This is a genomic window from Xenorhabdus sp. XBWT, from assembly GCF_059072735.1.
Genome location: NZ_CM180990.1, coordinates 774749 through 793459, shown reverse-complemented (window position 1 = coordinate 793459; position 18711 = coordinate 774749). Strand labels below are relative to the sequence as shown.

Below are 18711 nucleotides of genomic sequence, written 5' to 3'. Positions count from 1 at the left end.
AAGAAAAATTAATGCAAGCGAACATAATTTCCCTTTTTGATTTAATTATGGCAGGCAATAGAAAAAGTGTTAGTTACCGATAAAGAAATTTTTACAGTGTTATGAATTTATGTTTGTTTTGTTGCATAGTTCTGCCTATGAGTATCAATAACGGATAAAATACTTTATTGATGCAACAATAAAAAAGTGTAAGCTAATTAAAAATATTTCAATTTAAAAAATTACCCATAGGAATCAAAAAAGAGCAGAGATTGATTATCGCTATAGTAAATAGAATTACTTCAATATAGTATATATGATAAACATAAATAAGGAAAAGAAATGGATTCATCTAAATATTCCGAAAAATGGCAAGAACATTTCGAATTCTTTGAAAAAAAATGGCTCTTATTAGGCGAATCCAAACTTGATTTATTTAAAAAATTGCTAGCTTTTTACTTTATTAATTATTTTATCAATAATTATTTTTTTATCATTAGAGAGATTATTTCTGGTATATAAGTAAGTTCCTGAACTACAATTTAAAAAACCAAATGGAGCATACAACAAACCTTTATTAATATCATTTTCGACTACAAATTTAGGCGCAATAGTTACACCCAAATTTAATTTGACCGCATCCAAAGCTAAAGATAATTTATCAAATATTATTTCATCTGACACATTAAGTATAATATTAGATAAATAACTCCATTCATCCCAAGCTGAATATCTACTTTGGGAACGAAGTAATGTTATATCCCTGATGTCATTATTAAATATTTTTGTTCTGTATTCCACAGAGCAAACTAAACCAATTTCATCCTTATACAGTAATTCGCAGTCAACAAAATTATAATTAGATATTTTTTCTCCTGATATAAAAAAATCAACCTCTCCATTTATAATACTTTGAAATGATGCCTGAGAGTTATAATTTAGTACGAATTGTTTATCAGTACTAAAGAAACTATATAGCTTGGGTAAAAACCAGTAACTTAGTAAGCTACTAGAACAACCAATAATTATTTCGTTATGAGTGTGACTTTTTTTTCTCAAGTCTTCGCATTGCTTTTCAATAACAGAAAAAGCCAGATTGCAGGTTTTCATTAACTTAGAGCCGCTATCTGTCAGTTCAATGCCGTTGGCAGTCCTATTGAATAACTCAAATCCGAACCAGTTTTCCAATATTTTTATTTGCTGGCTAATAGCACCTTTTGTCATATGGTTTTCTGAAGCTGCGCTAGAGAAACTTTTGTATCTGGCCGCAATATCAAAAATCTTAAGAGCATTTAGTGGAGGGATTTTTCTCATAATGTAGTCTAGATTATCTAAACGATAAGTTTAGTATAATAAGATTGATACCTATAATCAAATGAAATAAGATTATTCTTGATTGCTATAAGCACATTATTAAAATAGAAATATAAACTCAAAAGAATATTAATAATGGTGTTAGCATTTTTGTAAATACAAAATCAAATAACTATTCAAGGATAGAGTCATGACCCCAATAATAAAAAAAACAATTTTTAATATTTCACAGGTATAAGCTATTAATTTACAACACATTCAGAAACATTCATTCTTATGCTTAGAAGGCTAAGAGTCACTAGAAAAAACGTTTAAAACACTCACTGTAACAATAAAAAATATAATAGCTATAACTTTAACTCTTCCATAAACATAGAAAAATATTACTAAAACATTTTTTATTATCCACCAGTTAATAAATTTAATGCTCCAGATGATTAAAACAAATTCATTAGCAGCTTCTATCCATAAAAACATAACACGATGAAAAAAAAGGAATAAAAAATGAATAAACAAGCTCAGCTGGTCATGTTTACAGGTGGACGAGATAGCACTTTGGTCGCAGTGCATCTCATGCTACAAAATATACCTGTTCATTTATTCACCGCAAGCAGCGGCTGTTCACTACACAGAGGAATTATTAAACATCGAGTACAAGAGCTGCAAGATAGATTCGGTGAACTCGTAATCAAGCATAATATTGAAGATATAAGTGGCTCTTTCCGAACTCTGGCAATTGAAAATTTAGAAGAAGACATATTGCAAGATAAAAAAAATTTGGTTCTTCTTGGTGAAAAAATCGCAATTCATGCACACGTCATTGATTACTGTATGAGAAATGGAATAAAAATTATTAATGATGGTATTACTCATTATCAAAAAGATTTTCCTGAGCAACGACTAATAGCGAAAGAGTATTTCGTGGAATTCATGAAAGAATACGGGATTGAATACAATAGCCCTATATATGAATTTGCTACATCGCAAGAGGATGTCAAATACCGTTTATTGCAAGCAGGTATCTCCACTAAATCTCTGGAGGGTATTTCCATTTTTGCAGATAGCTTCACTACACCTCCTGATGAAACAATTCTCAATTATCTAAAGAGAAAAGAAGCCAAATGCAGAGATATCATTGAATTTCTTACTGGTGGTATTGTAATCAATACAACCAAAGATTATCTATAAAATAGATTAGAACGAACAGAGGTTTTATGATCAGAAAATGTGCGGCAATAATTATTAACAATAAAAAATTACTTGTAGTCAGGAAACATAAAACCTCCATATACATATCACCTGGTGGTAAAATTGAAGGAAATGAAACTCAAATTGAATGTTTGAACCGTGAGATTCAGGAAGAAATTGGGGTCACATTTATCAATCCAATTCATTTTAGTATCGACTATTCAAAATCAATTTTTGAGGGAGAGTTAATAGAAATTAATTCATGGTTTATCGATATAATCGGAGATCCTTTTCCATGTTCAGAAATAATTGATTTAAAATGGATTACATCAAAAGAAGCAGAAAAAATACAAATAGGAAGCATTTTTAAAGATAGTATTATTCCCAAACTCAAAAACATTGGTTTAATAGAATAATGAATTACCTAGATGACTCAGCTATAAACTCAAAAATTTCAGGGTTTAGATTTGAAAATAACAGTGATACCAACTACTATAAACAGGTAAGTAAAATTAAAAAAGAAATAAAACAAAACCTTAGAAAAAACCTTTGTTTAGAACATGAAGAAATATTTTTGCTGAATAATAGCACTCACTGTTTATTGAATGTCATCTATGGATTAAACATGCATTCGGTTTCTATATCCATTAGAGAAGGTAGCTATACGCCATATAATAATATCACTACTGGATCTTTTCCAAATTCCATACCTCTATTAACCCATATTGACCCTCAGACAGGGATAATTTGTTCACTAAAAAATGCTGACTTCGTTTTAGACGCTGCCCAGTCAATAGGTACTATATGGCATCACAAAACAGCTATTTCCTCTAAAATAGTATTTTTTCCATTACATAAGCATCTGGCTATTCAGTCAGGAATAGGCGTTCTCTGCATTCAAAATAAAGATCATTATCCTGAAATATCTAACATTGCCAAAATATCTGAATCCGGCACTGTTAATCTCAGATCATATAACGATGCTTTGAATAGATGCATAGAAAGCCCTGATTTTTTTAATGTTGCTTATTTTGATTTAACAGATAAAGAAGCAAATGAATTAGAGAAAATAGGATTTAAATGTATTACACCTTTACAATCTAAAACTCCATTTGTTGTTTTACAGTCTGATTTTTATTTAGATAGATTACCTTGCAATAAAAAATCCGTTATAACCATGAAAAAAATAGGAACAATGATTTACAGATTTAGTTGCTATAAGAGCGGAGCAATAAATTCAACAGCAGTAAATTGTAATTTTAAATTAATTAATTATATCAAAGAGTTATTATGAATAATGTAAATCATCCAACCAAAGTAGGCTATCTATTCGCTCTTTTAGGCGGAACCATTCTAAGTTTCGATACCGTATTCATACGAGCCATAAATTTTACCCCAGAACAAATTGCATTCTGGCGCTCTTTTTCCATGTCACTCCCAATGATAATCATTATATTTTTTTCTTTATTCAGAAGAGAAAATAAAATTAAAAAAAATCAAACATACAGTAAATATTTTTTTCTGGCCTCCTTTTTTTATGGTTTATCGGCAATATTATTCCCGGTTTCAGCAATGACAACGTCTATCGCAAATATGCTGTTTATAATCAGTACCGCTCCACTTTGGGCTGCGATACTTTCATGGTTTGTCATTAAAGAAATTGTCAGCCGTATGACAATAGTAGCGTTCATTATTTCAATAGCTGGAGTAATTGTTGTAATGTATGGATCTAACGCTAATCTTTCAGTATCATTCGGTGATATTACCGCTTTATTAACAGCAATATCTATGGCAGCTGCTTTCGTTACTGGACGCATTAGTAAGCAAGATTTATCTTTAACACCTTCCATTGGCGCAATATTTTCTTTTATACTGTTATATTCTTACTTTGATATCAATCTTGATATTTCATTGTTCAATTTTTTTCTAATCTTAATAGAAGGTTCTGTCATTGTATTCTTAGCTCTAACTTTAATTGCTAAATCTTCAAAACTAATACCTTCTTCTCACCTGGGTTTTTTCCTTCTTCTAGAAGCAGTATTTGGCCCAATTTGGATATGGCTTGTTTTTGGAGACAGCCCAAATAATTATACACTTATAGGTGGTGGTATTATTCTGACTGCTTTAATTGCGAATAGTCTACATTCTATCCGATTATTACAGTCAGAAACAGCAAAAAGATAAATTATCCCTAGAAGATAGATTATTTAAAGGTATCCCCACTCATTTACTTCGTTCATTACGATGTTGCGCTTAATATGTGAATCCAAGGGAAGTTATTATTTTTATCTTTAATTGGTATGTATCAGTAAATAACGAGTCACACAGTAGCAAGATAATCGACATCTTTTGATACTTATATTTATAACCCAAAGACAGTGAGGTATCGCGTGAATTCCACTCTTAAGCCTAAAACGTGTTAATATCAAAGCTATTAGCATCGTGTAGGTGTGAGAGGTGTAATGGAAATTATCAATCAACAAAAATTACTGGCACAAGCTGAAACAATCTGTCTTTCAAGAGGAGTTCGCTTGACACCCCAACGCCTTGAAATTCTTCGTTTAATTACGGAGCAACCCAGTGCGATAAGCGCTTATGATTTGCTGGATTTATTACGCGAAGTCGAACCTCAGGCTAAGCCGCCAACAGTTTACCGTGGGTTAGAATTTTTGCTGGAGCAAGGTTTTATTCACAAAATAGAGTCTACAAACAGCTATGTTCTTTGCCATCACTTTGAAGAACCCAGCCATACTTCAGCTATGTTTATCTGTGAATATTGCGGCTCCGTAACTGAAAAGGATGCGAAAGATATTGAATCCGCAATTCAGCAGTTAGCGCAAGGTACAGGGTTCCATTTGAGAAATAGTGTGATAGAAGTCCACGGATTATGTGCTTCCTGCCATGAAATAGATTCCTGTACGGAACGCGATACATGTCAGCACAATCATGCTGTTGAAGAGAAGAAAAAGAAATAAAGATAAGAACCTGCTTGGACGGTGAGGCGGTCATAGCTGATATTTTCATGTATTCTCAAGTTCCCGCTGAATTCAAATGTAACGGGTACTGGAAAAATGACCGCCCCGGAATGGCAAAGTGTAATTATCCGTTTTTACAATCAGAACCAGTCTCCGTTACGAATAACGCCTACTGCCAATCCTTCAATAGTGAAACTCTGTTCGCTCAAATCAACTACAATCGGTGAAAATTCTGGATTTTCAGCGATCAGTTCAATTTTGTTTCCTGTTTGTCTGAAACGCTTCACTGTGACTTCATCTTCAATACGCGCCACAATGACTTGTCCATTATGAACATCCTGTGTTTTATGCACAGCAAGTAAATCTCCGTCCATAATACCGATGTCTTTCATAGACATTCCACTGACACGCAATAGAAAATCAGCACTTGGTTTAAATAATTCAGGATCAACCTTATAGTGACTTTCGATATGTTCCTGAGCTAGCAGTGGCTCGCCAGCAGCAACACGACCAATCAACGGTAATCTCATTCCGCCACCCGGTTCTTCGAGAAGCAAACGGATACCTCTGGATGCACCAGAAATAATCTCTATCACCCCTTTACGCGCCAGCGCTTTTAAATGCTCTTCCGCCGCGTTAGGTGAACGAAAACCAAGACGCGCTGCAATTTCAGCACGTGTCGGTGGCATACCCGTTTGCGAAATATGGTCACGCACTAAGTTATAGACTTGTTGCTGTCTGGCAGTTAATGCTTTCATTTCGCCCCCTGTTTGTTTATACAGTCCGGCTGTGAGTATATACAGGTAAATTCGAATTGGGAACCTGTCAGCACGTAAAAGCAGCTAAATAACGTATTTTAATGAAAAACACGTCGAATCAGCACATAAAATGCGACCAAAGGATTATTCCCCAGATAAACAAGGCCAGAAGTATGGTAAGCAATACAGCCGCTGAACCCATATCTTTCGCACGGCCTGATAACTCATGGTATTCACTACCGATACGATCCACTACAGCTTCTATTGCACTATTGAGAATTTCGACAATCACAACGAGCATAACAGCGCTGATAAGCAGGATTCTTTCGACTATGCTGAGGTCTAAAGAAAATGCAATGATAATTGCAAATATGGCAGCAATTGCCTCCTGTCGAAATGCCGCTTCATTTTGCCATGCCGCTTTGATTCCTTTCGCCGAATACCCTGCCGCTTTAATGATGCGGGTCAAACCTGTTGATTGATTTGCCATAAGAATTATACTCAATCACTTGGTATTTATATGGTTATATAATTTTTAGTCTCTATTATTGTCTTATTTCCACAGATCTCAAAATCTGTTTCTGGTATCCTTGCGAGGCATTGCTAACAAGAGGCTTAAAGTCGTTATGTCAGGTTGGCGTAAAATATATTATAAGTTATTGAATTTACCATTAAAATTATTAGTAAAAAGTAAACTTATCCCTACAGATCCCATTGCAGAGCTGCGTCTTGATACGACACGGCCTATTTTGTACGTACTCCCGTACCACTCAAAAACAGACTTATTGACCTTGCGTCAACAATGTCTGGCACAAGATCTGCCGGATCCGTTGAATCCTTTGGAAATTGGTGATGCTCAGCTTCCTAGTTGTGTGTTTATCGATAACGGCCCACGTGTGTTCAGTTGTTATGCACCAAAGCATGAATCTGTGAAGATTTTTCATTCCTATCTGGACTTGCATCACAATAATCCTGATTTGAATATCCAGATGGTGCCAGTTTCCGTGATGTTCGGCCGCTCTCCGGGGCGTGAAGGGCAAGAAGCTAATACAGCACCGCAATTACGTCTGCTAAATGGTGTGCAAAAGTTTTTTGCGATCCTGTGGCTGGGACGAGATAGTTTTGTGCGTTTCTCCACGCCTGTTTCTCTGCGTAAGATGGCAGATGAGCATGGTACGGATGATATCATTGCTAATAAACTCGCCCGTGTTGCCCGGATACATTATTCCCGTCAGCGTCTTGCGGCTGTTGGCCCTCGTCTCCCTGCCAGACAGGAACTGTTCAACAAATTACTCACATCAAAGGCAATAGAAAAAGCCATTGCTGATGAAACACGCAGCAAGAAAATTTCTCCCGAAAAGGCGAAGCAAAACGCCATCAACATGTTGGAAGAAATTGCCGCGAACTTCTCCTATGAAACAGTTCGTCTGACCGACCGTGTTTTGAGTTGGACATGGAACCGTTTATATCAGGGCATTAATGTTCATAATGCTGAACGAATTCGTCAGTTGGCGCAGGATGGTCATGAACTGGTTTATGTTCCATGCCATCGCAGTCATATGGACTACTTATTGCTTTCGTATGTGATTTATCACCAAGGATTGGTTCCACCACACATTGCAGCGGGAATTAACCTGAATTTCTGGCCTGCCGGCCCGGTATTCCGTCGTCTTGGTGCGTTCTTTATCCGCCGGACATTTAAAGGCAATAAACTCTATTCAACGATATTCCGTGAATATCTCGGTGAGCTGTTTGTCCGTGGTTATTCGGTTGAATATTTTGTCGAAGGTGGTCGTTCTCGTACAGGTCGTTTGCTTGATCCGAAAACCGGCACACTTTCTATGACATTACAAGCGATGCTGCGGGGTGAATCCCGTCCAATTACGATTGTGCCCATCTATATCGGTTATGAGCATGTGATGGAAGTCGCGACTTACGCCAAAGAACTTCGCGGTGCAGTTAAGGAAAAAGAGGGCTTTTTCCAGATGGTACGCGGGTTGCGCAAGCTACGTAATTTGGGGCAGGGTTACGTGAACTTTGGTGAACCAATTCCATTGATACAGTACCTTAACCACCATGTTCCTGAGTGGCGTGATTCCATTGATCCGATAGAATCTCAGCGTCCAACCTGGTTGGCTCCAACAGTCAGTAAACTGGCTGGCAATATCATGGTCAATATCAATAATGCCGCAGCGGCCAATGCTATCAATTTATGCACCACGGCATTATTGTCATCACGTCAGCGGGCACTTACCCGCGAGCAATTGATTGAGCAACTGGATTGCTATCTGCAATTACTGCGTAATGTGCCTTACACTGACGATATCACCGTGCCAAACAAAACAGCGGAAGAGTTGTTGGATCATGCTTTATTGATGAATAAGTTTGAGGTCGAAAAAGACAGTCTGGGTGATATCATCATCCTGCCACGTGAAAGCGCGGTATTGATGACCTATTATCGCAACAATATCCAACACTTGCTGATCCTGCCATCCCTGATAGCCAGTATTGTCATGCATCACCGTCGTATTAGCCGTGGTGAATTGCTCCGGCAGGTCGCGTTGATTTATCCGCTAATCAAGAAAGAGCTTTTCATGCGTTACAGCAAGGAAACGCTCTCCGACGTCGTTAATACTCTGGTCGATGAACTGGCGAGCCAACGCCTTATCTGTAACAAAGAGCAAGAAATGCTGGTGCTGAATCCTGCACGTATCCGCCCGCTACAATTGCTGGCAGCAGGTATCAGAGAAACACTGCAACGTTATGCCATTACACTTTCTTTATTGAATGCTACTCCTGAAATCAGCCGTGGTGTACTGGAAAAAGAGAGCCGAATGCTGGCACAGCGCCTGTCAGTGTTACACGGTATCAATGCACCGGAGTTCTTTGACAAGGCAGTTTTCGCTTGCTCGGTTAATACACTGCGCGAAGAAGGTTATATTCAGGACAGCGGTGATATGATTTCTACCAGTGCTCAGGAACTCTATCATGTGTTGAGCGAATTGATGTCACCTGAGATTCGGTTGACTATTGAAAGTGTCAGTATGCCACCAGAGCAAAATGAACCTGAACAATTAGAGAAAGCGATGTAAGACTGAGATATAAACGGGCGGTATCCCGCCCGTTATACTGAATATGCTTCACACTAAGCATACACTACATTAAACATAGCTGAAAAAGATACCGAGGAATAAAGTAATACCAACGTAATTATTATTCATGAATGCCTGAAAACAAAACTCTCTCTCCCGGCCTGCAATCAGTTTCTGCTGATAAATAAACAGTGCAGCAACTAATAATATTGTCCAGTAATATATTCCGGCCAGATTCATCATATTGCCTACTGACACCAAAATAGCCAGCATGGCGAACTGCAAAATACCGATAATCAATTTGTCAAAGCGCCCAAAAAGTACGGCTGTCGATTTAACACCGATTTTCAGGTCATCATCGCGATCAATCATTGCGTATTGTGTATCATAAATCACTGACCAAATGACGTTAGCCAAAAATAACAACCAACATTCTAAAGGTAAAGACTCACTAACAGCGGCAAATGCCATCGGAATCGACCAACCGTAAGCCGCCCCCAATACAACTTGTGGCAAATGACTGACTCGTTTGACGAAAGGATAAGTCCACGCCAGCGCTAAACCCACAACCGACAATGCAATTGTCATTTTATTTAATGTCAGAACCAGCGCAAAGGAAATGAGTACCAGTGTGGCAAACAAGATTTTGCTTTCTTTTTCGGTAATGTCACCACTAGGGAGAGGACGAGATTTTGTCCGCTCTACATACCCATCAAATTTTCTATCTGCGAAATCATTAATGCAACATCCCGCTGCACGCATCGAGAATACACCGATAGTAAATACTAACAATACGTACAAATCCGGTATCCCCTTTGCAGCGATCCATAATGCCCAATATGTTGGCCATAATAGTAAGAATGTGCCAATGGGTTTATCGACACGCATTAAACGGCAATAAGCACGCCATTTACTCTGCGTCATGCTGACCTCCAATCTATTTCTCCCCTTCTGTTATGTTAATTTTATATACAGGTGATTCCGGCAGAAAAATCTCTGTGAGTAGAAGTGGCTTACCTGATAATCTCAATAAAGAACGACGTCCCCAGCAATGACCCTGCTGACCTATTTGAATATAATCCCGCGTCAGATTATTACCACTAAAAAGATAACGTCCGAGTGGAATAGTACCTACATCCACCAATTTTCTATCCGGGCCGGTTAGTGTTTCCTCTGGAATAACGGTACGTCCTAACAACCACGGGATGTTATCCCCATATAAAACGATTTCACGCAACCAGTATTTTTCACTTACAGGTAAGTGCTCACTTTCATCTCCAAGCTCTTTTGCTGTGATAAAACACTCCCGAAAAGGGGCAACCGATACCTGCTGACAATGCTGTTCAAAGCGGCGGGTCATTGAGCCAACTTCCATCAGCCAGTCTGAAATAGATTCAGGAAGATCAAACTCATCAGTCAAAAACCAACGAATAGGTGTTGAAGTTAATATTGTGTTATCTGCCATGTCATTTTCCCATTGCGGGACCTTCAATTTCCCCGACAGCACAATTTCCCCGACAAAACAATGATAGGGAGTGAGGATATCATGTTGCAGGCCAATAAAATAAAAAGTTGATAACAAATTATAGAAATTGTAAAAAACCTTACCCTAATAATCATCTTTATTAAGGTAAGGTGGAATTAAATAAGATAAAAAGTCAGGTTAACGCCATTCTTTGAATCGGTTAATCAGGCCATTTGTTGAACTATCATGACTATTCACAGCGTCGGAATCGTGTAATTCAGGCAGGATACGATTTGCCAATTGCTTACCTAATTCTACGCCCCACTGATCAAATGAGAAAATGTTCAGAATTGCGCCTTGAACAAAGATTTTATGTTCATACATGGCAATTAATGCACCCAAACTGAATGGGGTGATTTCGCGTAATAAAATGGAGTTGGTCGGACGGTTCCCGTCAAAGACTTTGAACGGCACAACATTTGCTACGTCCTGAGCATTTTTTCCAGTCGCTGCAAATTCTGCTTCCACTTGCGCCTGAGTTTTACCAAACGCCAATGCTTCAGTTTGTGCAAAGAAGTTGGATAACAATTTGCTGTGATGATCACTCACCGGATTATGGCTAATTGCCGGTGCAATAAAATCACAAGGAATGAGTTTGGTTCCCTGATGAATAAGCTGGTAAAAAGCATGTTGACCATTGGTACCCGGCTCACCCCAAATAATCGGCCCAGTCTGATAATTTACTGGATTGCCGTTGCGGTCAATGTATTTGCCGTTTGATTCCATGTTCCCTTGCTGGAAGTAAGCGGCGAAACGATGCATGTATTGATCATAAGGCAGAATCGCTTCAGTTTGTGCGCCAAAGAAATTGTTGTACCAGATGCCGATCAACGCCAACAAAACAGGAATGTTTTGTTCAAAAGCAGTCTGCTCAAAATGTTTATCCATGGCATGAGCACCACTCAACAATTGTTCAAAATTGTCATAGCCAATGGAAAGCGCAATGGATAAGCCTATTGCAGACCAGAGTGAATAACGCCCACCGACCCAATCCCAGAATTCAAACATATTTTGTGGATCGATGCCGAATTTACTGACTTCCTGTTCATTAGTCGATAATGCAGCAAAATGTTTTGCAACATAACCTTCATCAACGGCACTTTTCAGGAACCAATCACGCGCTGAATGTGCATTGGTCATGGTTTCTTGCGTGGTAAAAGTCTTGGATGCTATCAGGAACAACGTGGTTTCTGGATCGAGGCTTTTTAACGTTTCGGCGATGTGGGTGCCATCAACGTTGGAAACAAAATACATATTCAGATGATTTTTATACGCTTTCAATGCCTCAGTCACCATATAAGGACCAAGGTCGGAGCCACCAATACCAATATTCACCACATCAGTAATTGCTTTACCGGTATAACCTTTCCAATCTCCGCCGATAATACGCTCGCTGAAGGATTTCATTTTTGCCAGCACCGCATTGACTTGCGGCATCACATCTTCCCCATCCACCATAATCGGGGAATTGCTGCGATTACGCAAAGCAATGTGGAGCACTGCACGATCTTCAGTACGATTGATTTTCTCACCGGAGAACATACTGTGAATTGCATTAGTCAAATCGGTTTCTTTCGCCAGCGCCTGTAATTTATCCAGTGTTTCAGCAGTAATGCGGTTTTTGGAATAATCCACAAGAATCTGCTGATCGAATGTCGCAGAAAATGCCGTAAACCGCGCTTTATTCTGTTCAAACAGGTCTCGCAAATGCACATTCTTCATCTGTTCAAAATGCTGCTGTAATGCTTTCCAGGCTTCAGTCTGGCTGGGGTTGATGTTTTTCATGGATGATGCTCTCTATCAACTGTCGATAAACAATAGGAATGCACAGATTGTAACGGGTTAATACTGTGATTAATCTCCCTTTCCTTCTAATTACTGATATTGGTCAAAATAGCCTGTGATTTCCAGCTCTAATTGTTGAGATAAACAAAAAGTTGAGATAGGCAAAAACGATAATTTTATTTCCATCATGAAAATTATTTATGCTTAATTGCCAAACATTGACTCACTGCGTCTAACCCGATATTTCTAAAAGCCTATTCTTCGAACAAAAGGTTATCTCCCATGTGTGCTGTTTCATCTCCTAATTCGCAGTATGTTGTAGCAAAATTCGGCGGTACTAGTGTGGCAGACTTCGATGCCATGAATAACTGTGCCGATATTATTTTGACAAATGCCAACGTCCGCATAGTTGTTCTGTCAGCTTCTGCTGGCGTGACCAATTTGCTGGTTGCATTGGCGGCAGGCTGTGACAGTGATAAACGGGAGAACTGTCTGAAACAGATTCGTGACATTCAATATGCAATTATTGAACGATTGAAGACAACGAATGTGATCCGAGAAGAAATCGAGCGTCTGCTGGAAAATATTGAGATGCTGTCAGAAGCAGCATCACTCGCTACTTCAGATGCATTGACTGATGAATTGGTTAGCCACGGTGAAGTCATGTCAACTTTGCTGTTTGTGGAACTGCTTCGCCAACGCAAGACAGATGCGGAGTGGTTTGATATCCGTCGTATTATGCGAACCGACGGTATTTTTGGGCAGGCAGAACCAGACACTCTTCAGCTTCATATCTCGGCAATGGAACATCTTCACCCTCGCCTGAAAAATACAATCATCATCACGCAGGGTTTTATCGGCCGAGAAGAAAAAGGTCGCACAACTACGTTGGGACGAGGTGGCAGTGATTATACTGCCGCCTTATTGGGGGAAGCACTTGGATTACAGCGCGTTGATATCTGGACAGATGTTCCTGGTATTTATACGACCGATCCACGTGTTGCACCTGCTGCCAAACGTATCGATAAAATTGCTTTTGATGAAGCGGCAGAAATGGCAACATTTGGAGCCAAAATTCTTCATCCAGCTACATTATTGCCAGCGATACGTTGTGGTATTCCGGTATTTGTTGGCTCCAGCAAAGAACCAAAAGCAGGGGGAACCGTCGTTTGTGACAAAACCAAGAACCCACCTCTGTACCGTGCACTGACGCTACGCCGCAAGCAAACTTTACTGACGCTTCACAGTCTGAAAATGCTGCATGCAAGGGGTTTTCTTGCTGAAGTTTTTACCCTGCTGTCACGCCATAATATTTCTGTGGACTTGATTACCACCTCAGAAGTCAGTATTGCCCTGACACTGGATACAACCGGCTCCACCAGCACTAATGGCAGCCTACTAACTAATGCTTTGCTGACTGAGCTTTCCACATTATGTCGCGTTGAAGTGGAAGAAGATATGGCACTGGTGGCAATTATCGGTAATGAACTTTCACAGGCCAAAGGATTGGGCAAAGAGATTTTTGGAACACTGGAATCGTTCAATATTCGTATGATCAGCTATGGTGCGAGCAGCCATAACGTCTGTTTGCTGGTTCCCGGTAAAGATGCAGAACAGGTTATCCAGACGCTGCATCGGGGTTTGTTTGAGTCTTAATCTTTGTTTATATAATTAATTCCCATCTTTGGTGGGATTAATTTTCTGGCGCATAACACCAATATCATCATCACATCCTTTAAAAGGATGACGCAAGAAAATTGCATTTTGTCTTATATCCCTCCTAGTACATGATTTTTTAGTAAAATCAGAGAGGTTACTTAGTATGGCTACGAGTATTCGACTAAATGATGAATTTGTTAATCATGTAAAAATTCATGCTGATGCATCAAGTAGAAATGTTCCGAAACAGATTGAACACTGGGCTAAAATTGGTCGTATTGCAGAAGAAAATCCTGATCTCCCCTACTCATTTATACATGAAGTTTTGCTGGCAAAAAGCGAAGTTGAACATGACAAGGTAAGTAGATATGTCAGAAGAACAAAAAAATGATCTTCAAGTCTATGAGACTAGAAGATTTGCTAAGACATTATCCAAATTACCTGAAAATTTGCTCTCAGTCGTAGAAGACGAAATTGAAAAAATTATTGATAATCCTGAAATAGGAGAACTGAAAAAAGGAGATTTTGCTTTTCTTCGAGTACATAAGTTCTTATTAAATAGTCGATTAACACTTCTGGGATACTGTTGGAAAGAAGAAAAAATTGAATTGTATCTCCTTGATATCGAACCTCATGAAAATTTTTATCAAGAACAAAAACGACACAGGAAAATGGATTTAAAACTCATAAGATAAATGAGTGGGAACGTGATCCCACTTTTCATTTCACACACATCGGATGTGTTTTTACCCTCTTTATCGTCCATAATAAGAAAACGAAAACAAGTTCCATTTTTTACCACAGCGATTATTGCTGTAAACAGACGATGATTCAGAGGGTATACTTTATGAGCACAGCCATTGCCAGCAAACGTACAAAAAAAGCTAAAATGACAACAAACAGTGCCGCTGCCGGCGGTCAGGTGCAATCTTTAAGCCGAGGGCTGACGCTTTTGGAATATATTTCTGATTCTCTTGTCGGTGTTGCTTTGACTGATCTGGCAATTCAGGCTGGTTTGCCTAATTCCACTACTCATCGTCTTTTGACTACTTTGCAACAGCATGGCTTTATTCGCCAAGTCGGCGACTTAGGATTATGGGTGATCGCTTCCCATGCTTTTGTCGTTGGCAGCAGCTTTTTGCAAAGCCGCAATTTGATGGTGTTGGTTCATCCGATATTGCGCCAGTTGATGGAAGATTCCGGTGAAACTGTTAACCTTGCTATCCTTAATCTTGATGAATATGAAGCAGTGATTGTCGATCAAGTGCAATGCAATGCACTGATGAGAATGTCCGCACCCATTGGCGGCAAATTACCAATGCATGCATCTGGTGCCGGGAAAGCGCTGCTTTCTACACTGTCTGAACAGAAGCGGCTCCAACTGCTGCACAAAAAAGGCATGCATGCCTATACCCAGCATACCTGTACTACAGCCGCTGCTTTGGCAAAAAATCTTGAACAAATTTGCAAACAAGGCTTTTCATTTGATGATGAAGAACATGCGTTAGGGTTACGCTGTATTGCAGCTTGTATCTACGATGAACACCATGAAGCTTTTGCCGCTATCTCCATTTCTGGCCCTGTATCACGAATTTCTGACGATCGTGTAACTGAACTTGGTGCTTTGGTTATACGCGCAGCAAAAGCAGTCAGCCGGGAATATGGTGGAATTAAGTAATCTCCACCATTATCACTTTTTACAACGATATGCTTTTCATCCACAAACCTTGTTTTAAAGTGGTGATTGAACGGTTTGGCACGCTGAGAACCCAACTTTCGGGTGCAGGACGACAAGGGGCATGTTACATACATTTTAAGATGAGGGGATTAAATTCCCTTGTGTACTGATTTAATGAGAGAAACTGCTGATGAATAATTGGAAAACAACCGCAGAACATATCCTGGCTGCTGGTCCAGTCGTTCCTGTTATTGTCGTCAATGAAATTGAACATGCCGTTCCATTAGCAAAAGCGTTGATTGCTGGTGGGATCTGCGTCTTAGAAGTGACATTAAGAACTGAGTGTGCATTAGAGTCCATTCATCTGATAGCCCAAGAAGTTCCCGAGGCAATTATCGGCGCGGGTACAGTCATTAATCCTGAACAGCTGGCTGCTGTTACTGAGGCTGGTGCTCAATTTGCCATTAGCCCAGGATTGACAGATAAGCTGTTAGAAGCCGCTATTGAAGGTTCAATTCCTCTTATTCCGGGTATTACCACTGTGTCTGAGTTGATGTTGGGAATGAGTTATGGCCTGCAACATTACAAATTTTTCCCAGCAGAAGCTAACGGCGGGGTTAAAGCCCTGAAAGCAATTGCTGGCCCATTCCCGAAAGTACGTTTTTGTCCAACTGGCGGTATTTCTCCTGAAAACTATCGCGATTATCTGGCATTGAATAACGTTCTTTGCATTGGTGGTTCATGGCTAGTACCGAGCGATGCATTAAAAAAAGGGGATTATGCTCAGATTACAGAATTAGCATGTACTGCAATTACTGGAGCAAAAGCCTAATTTTCTTATTTAAATATTTACAATACAGAAATTGACTATTTAATAATTTCTGCATTGTAAAAATCAATCAATTCTATTTTAAATATAATTGTAACAATTGGGTATGCAATCACAATTTATATAATAATAAAATACCACCCCTAATTAATGAATACTTGCGATTTTTATTTATTACTTTATTCATTACGTTGGCTGAATCGTTGCCTGCGGCGATAAGCAAAAACATCTTCCACGTACCCATTTTTAATACGCTCCTGCAATGCTCGCCAATAGTCTGCCTTGAATAGTTCGCTGTGGCTTTCTTCAAAATAGCTTAGGGTACGTTTATCAGTACATAAAAAATGCCGAAATTCTTCTGGGAAGACATCATTACTGGCAACACTGTACCAAGGCTCGCTCGCCAGCTCATCTTCAGGATAGCGCGGAGGAGGAATATTCCGAAAATTGACTTCTGTCATATAACAAATTTCATCATAATCGTAGAAAATCACTCGGCCATGACGTGTAACACCAAAATTCTTAAACAACATATCTCCGGGAAAGATATTTGCTGCCGCTAATTGTTTAATGGCATTTCCATACTCTTCTATCACATCTTTTAACTGCACTTCGCTGATTTTTTCCATATAAATATTCAGAGGTATCATTTTACGTTCCATATAAAGATGTTTTATTAATATCTTATCGCCGAGATCTTCAAGTTTTTCTGATATCTCTTTTTGCAACTCCTCCATTAATTCAGAACTGATATGACGTTTATCAATAACAAAATTTTCAAACTCCTGTGTATCAGCCATTCGTCCCACACGATCATGCTCTTTTACCAAACGGTAACATTCCTGAACCCGTTCCGGAGACACTTCTTTCTGTGGCGCAAATGTGTCTTTAATAACTTTAAAGACACGATCAAAAGAAGAAGATGCAAAAACCAGCATCACCATACCTTTCACACCTGGGGCAATCGTAAACTGCTCTTGGGCAGAATTGATGAATGTAAGATATTCGCGGTAATATTCTGTCTTGCCATGCTTCTGGCAACCGATCGCCATATATAACTCTGCCGTGGATTTTGTCGGCAAAATTTCACGTAACCATTCTACTAAAGCTGCCGGCAGGGGTGCATACACCATAAAATAGGAACGGGCGAAACCAAAAACAATGCTGGTATCATCATGATTGGTAAGACAGGTATCAATAAAAATATCTCCCGATTCGTCGTGATGAATCGGTAATAAAAACGGATAAACAACAGCTCCCATTCTGATTTTGCCTACTAACCACGCCGCTTTATTGCGGTAAAACAATTCATTGGAAATTTGAAATGTGGCATGTAATAAATCATGCAAGCAAAAAGTGTTGTGCAAGTATTGGGTGATATAATCAATATCCCGTTCCAAATCCTCCCATTTAAGACGCAAAGGCAAATCACTTAAAATTGTCCGCAACATCAATTTAAGATTACTATTAGGAAAAAAATCCCGCGATAATGGGCGAGAAATATCACTAAAGCGGTAAGACGGCTGAGAAGATAGGATAAATAGGTTTTCTGGCTTCAAATTACGGTGCTGAAACAAACGACAGTAAACCGAATTGAAAAAGCTTTCTGCAATTTCAAAACGTGGATAATCAGGCAGTAAACGGGTATACACAGCTTTAACTTCAGCTATGTAATCTTCATTCTGTTGCAATGAACCATGAATGCACTGTAATTGTTCTACTACCAATCCGACATGATTATCATAGAGGTTGATTCTCTTTTTCATAGCACTTTGCACTGCGTGCCAGTCCGCCTGTTCAAAGCGTTTCTGTGCGCCAGAAGTCACCTCAAGAAACCGACCATACTGTGCATCAAATCCCTGCAAAATAGTTTGTGCAATCAAATGAGCAAGATCTATTGCCACATTAGCCCCCTTATCGATACGTAAA

General features: G+C 39.0%; 18 protein-coding genes. 11 read left to right on the top strand and 7 right to left on the bottom strand.

Annotated elements, in window-relative coordinates; all coding sequences use genetic code 11:
- Window positions 1–426 precede the first annotated feature (426 nt).
- On the bottom strand, window positions 427–1293 hold the full coding sequence (locus AC5JQI_RS03460) for a LysR family transcriptional regulator (RefSeq protein WP_493913742.1): 867 nt from the start codon (window positions 1291–1293) through the stop codon (window positions 427–429).
- Window positions 1294–1797: 504 nt separating this feature from the next.
- Between AC5JQI_RS03460 and AC5JQI_RS03455 the strand changes: the two genes are divergently transcribed.
- From AC5JQI_RS03455 to zur, 5 genes are all read left to right on the top strand, one after another.
- Entirely contained in the window at window positions 1798–2481 is a 684-nt protein-coding gene (locus AC5JQI_RS03455) for a hypothetical protein (RefSeq protein WP_237387717.1), read from the top strand.
- 26 nt (window positions 2482–2507) lie between these two features.
- On the top strand, window positions 2508–2897 hold the full coding sequence (locus AC5JQI_RS03450; RefSeq protein ID WP_493913741.1) for an NUDIX hydrolase: 390 nt from the start codon (window positions 2508–2510) through the stop codon (window positions 2895–2897).
- Window positions 2897–3775 (top strand): DUF6024 family protein, encoded by an 879-nt coding sequence (locus AC5JQI_RS03445; RefSeq protein ID WP_493913740.1) that lies wholly within the window; start codon window positions 2897–2899, stop codon window positions 3773–3775. Before AC5JQI_RS03450 ends, AC5JQI_RS03445 begins: the two co-directional genes overlap by 1 nt.
- Window positions 3772–4665 carry a DMT family transporter gene (locus tag AC5JQI_RS03440; RefSeq protein WP_493913739.1) on the top strand — a complete coding sequence of 298 codons (894 nt, stop codon included), beginning with the start codon at window positions 3772–3774 and terminating at the stop codon, window positions 4663–4665. The genes AC5JQI_RS03445 and AC5JQI_RS03440 overlap by 4 nt, the downstream gene beginning before the upstream one ends.
- A gap of 278 nt (window positions 4666–4943) precedes the next feature.
- A complete protein-coding gene (gene zur, locus AC5JQI_RS03435) occupies window positions 4944–5456 on the top strand; it encodes a zinc uptake transcriptional repressor Zur (protein WP_237387721.1) in 513 nt (170 codons plus the stop codon).
- 140 nt (window positions 5457–5596) lie between these two features.
- Here the strand turns inward: zur and lexA are convergent, their stop codons facing one another.
- Complete coding sequence (gene lexA, locus AC5JQI_RS03430) at window positions 5597–6214, bottom strand: transcriptional repressor LexA (protein WP_493913738.1); 618 nt, start codon at window positions 6212–6214, stop codon at window positions 5597–5599.
- Window positions 6215–6332: 118 nt separating this feature from the next.
- Window positions 6333–6704, bottom strand: coding sequence for a diacylglycerol kinase (locus tag AC5JQI_RS03425; RefSeq protein ID WP_092551853.1), 372 nt, complete (start codon window positions 6702–6704; stop codon window positions 6333–6335).
- Window positions 6705–6840: 136 nt separating this feature from the next.
- Between AC5JQI_RS03425 and plsB the strand changes: the two genes are divergently transcribed.
- A complete protein-coding gene (plsB, locus tag AC5JQI_RS03420; protein ID WP_493913737.1) occupies window positions 6841–9306 on the top strand; it encodes a glycerol-3-phosphate 1-O-acyltransferase PlsB in 2466 nt (821 codons plus the stop codon).
- Between the two features lie 69 nt (window positions 9307–9375).
- On the opposite strand, the gene ubiA is transcribed toward plsB, so the two are convergent.
- The 3 genes from ubiA to pgi all read right to left on the bottom strand — a co-directional run bounded on the left by ubiA (window position 9376) and on the right by pgi (window position 12616).
- Window positions 9376–10230 carry a 4-hydroxybenzoate octaprenyltransferase gene (gene ubiA / locus AC5JQI_RS03415; RefSeq protein WP_237387725.1) on the bottom strand — a complete coding sequence of 285 codons (855 nt, stop codon included), beginning with the start codon at window positions 10228–10230 and terminating at the stop codon, window positions 9376–9378.
- 13 nt (window positions 10231–10243) lie between these two features.
- Complete coding sequence (gene ubiC / locus AC5JQI_RS03410) at window positions 10244–10771, bottom strand: chorismate lyase (protein WP_493913736.1); 528 nt, start codon at window positions 10769–10771, stop codon at window positions 10244–10246.
- 198 nt (window positions 10772–10969) lie between these two features.
- Entirely contained in the window at window positions 10970–12616 is a 1647-nt protein-coding gene (pgi, locus tag AC5JQI_RS03405) for a glucose-6-phosphate isomerase (RefSeq protein ID WP_493913735.1), read from the bottom strand.
- A 282-nt stretch (window positions 12617–12898) separates the two neighbouring features.
- Here pgi and lysC point away from each other — a divergent pair, with 282 nt between their 5' ends.
- The 5 genes from lysC (at window position 12899) to AC5JQI_RS03380 (ending at window position 16785) form a co-directional block, all read left to right on the top strand.
- Window positions 12899–14272 (top strand): lysine-sensitive aspartokinase 3, encoded by a 1374-nt coding sequence (gene lysC / locus AC5JQI_RS03400; RefSeq protein WP_493913734.1) that lies wholly within the window; start codon window positions 12899–12901, stop codon window positions 14270–14272.
- A gap of 166 nt (window positions 14273–14438) precedes the next feature.
- Complete coding sequence (locus AC5JQI_RS03395) at window positions 14439–14666, top strand: TA system antitoxin ParD family protein (RefSeq protein ID WP_493913733.1); 228 nt, start codon at window positions 14439–14441, stop codon at window positions 14664–14666.
- Complete coding sequence (locus AC5JQI_RS03390) at window positions 14644–14970, top strand: type II toxin-antitoxin system RelE/ParE family toxin (RefSeq protein ID WP_493913732.1); 327 nt, start codon at window positions 14644–14646, stop codon at window positions 14968–14970. The genes AC5JQI_RS03395 and AC5JQI_RS03390 overlap by 23 nt, the downstream gene beginning before the upstream one ends.
- 152 nt (window positions 14971–15122) lie before the next feature.
- Window positions 15123–15953: a glyoxylate bypass operon transcriptional repressor IclR gene (gene iclR, locus AC5JQI_RS03385; protein ID WP_493913731.1), complete on the top strand. Its 831-nt coding sequence runs from the start codon at window positions 15123–15125 to the stop codon at window positions 15951–15953.
- Between the two features lie 190 nt (window positions 15954–16143).
- Complete coding sequence (locus tag AC5JQI_RS03380) at window positions 16144–16785, top strand: bifunctional 4-hydroxy-2-oxoglutarate aldolase/2-dehydro-3-deoxy-phosphogluconate aldolase (protein ID WP_493913730.1); 642 nt, start codon at window positions 16144–16146, stop codon at window positions 16783–16785.
- A 176-nt stretch (window positions 16786–16961) separates the two neighbouring features.
- Here the strand turns inward: AC5JQI_RS03380 and aceK are convergent, their stop codons facing one another.
- Window positions 16962–18686, bottom strand: coding sequence for a bifunctional isocitrate dehydrogenase kinase/phosphatase (gene aceK / locus AC5JQI_RS03375; protein WP_493913729.1), 1725 nt, complete (start codon window positions 18684–18686; stop codon window positions 16962–16964).
- Between the last annotated feature and the right edge of the window lie 25 nt (window positions 18687–18711).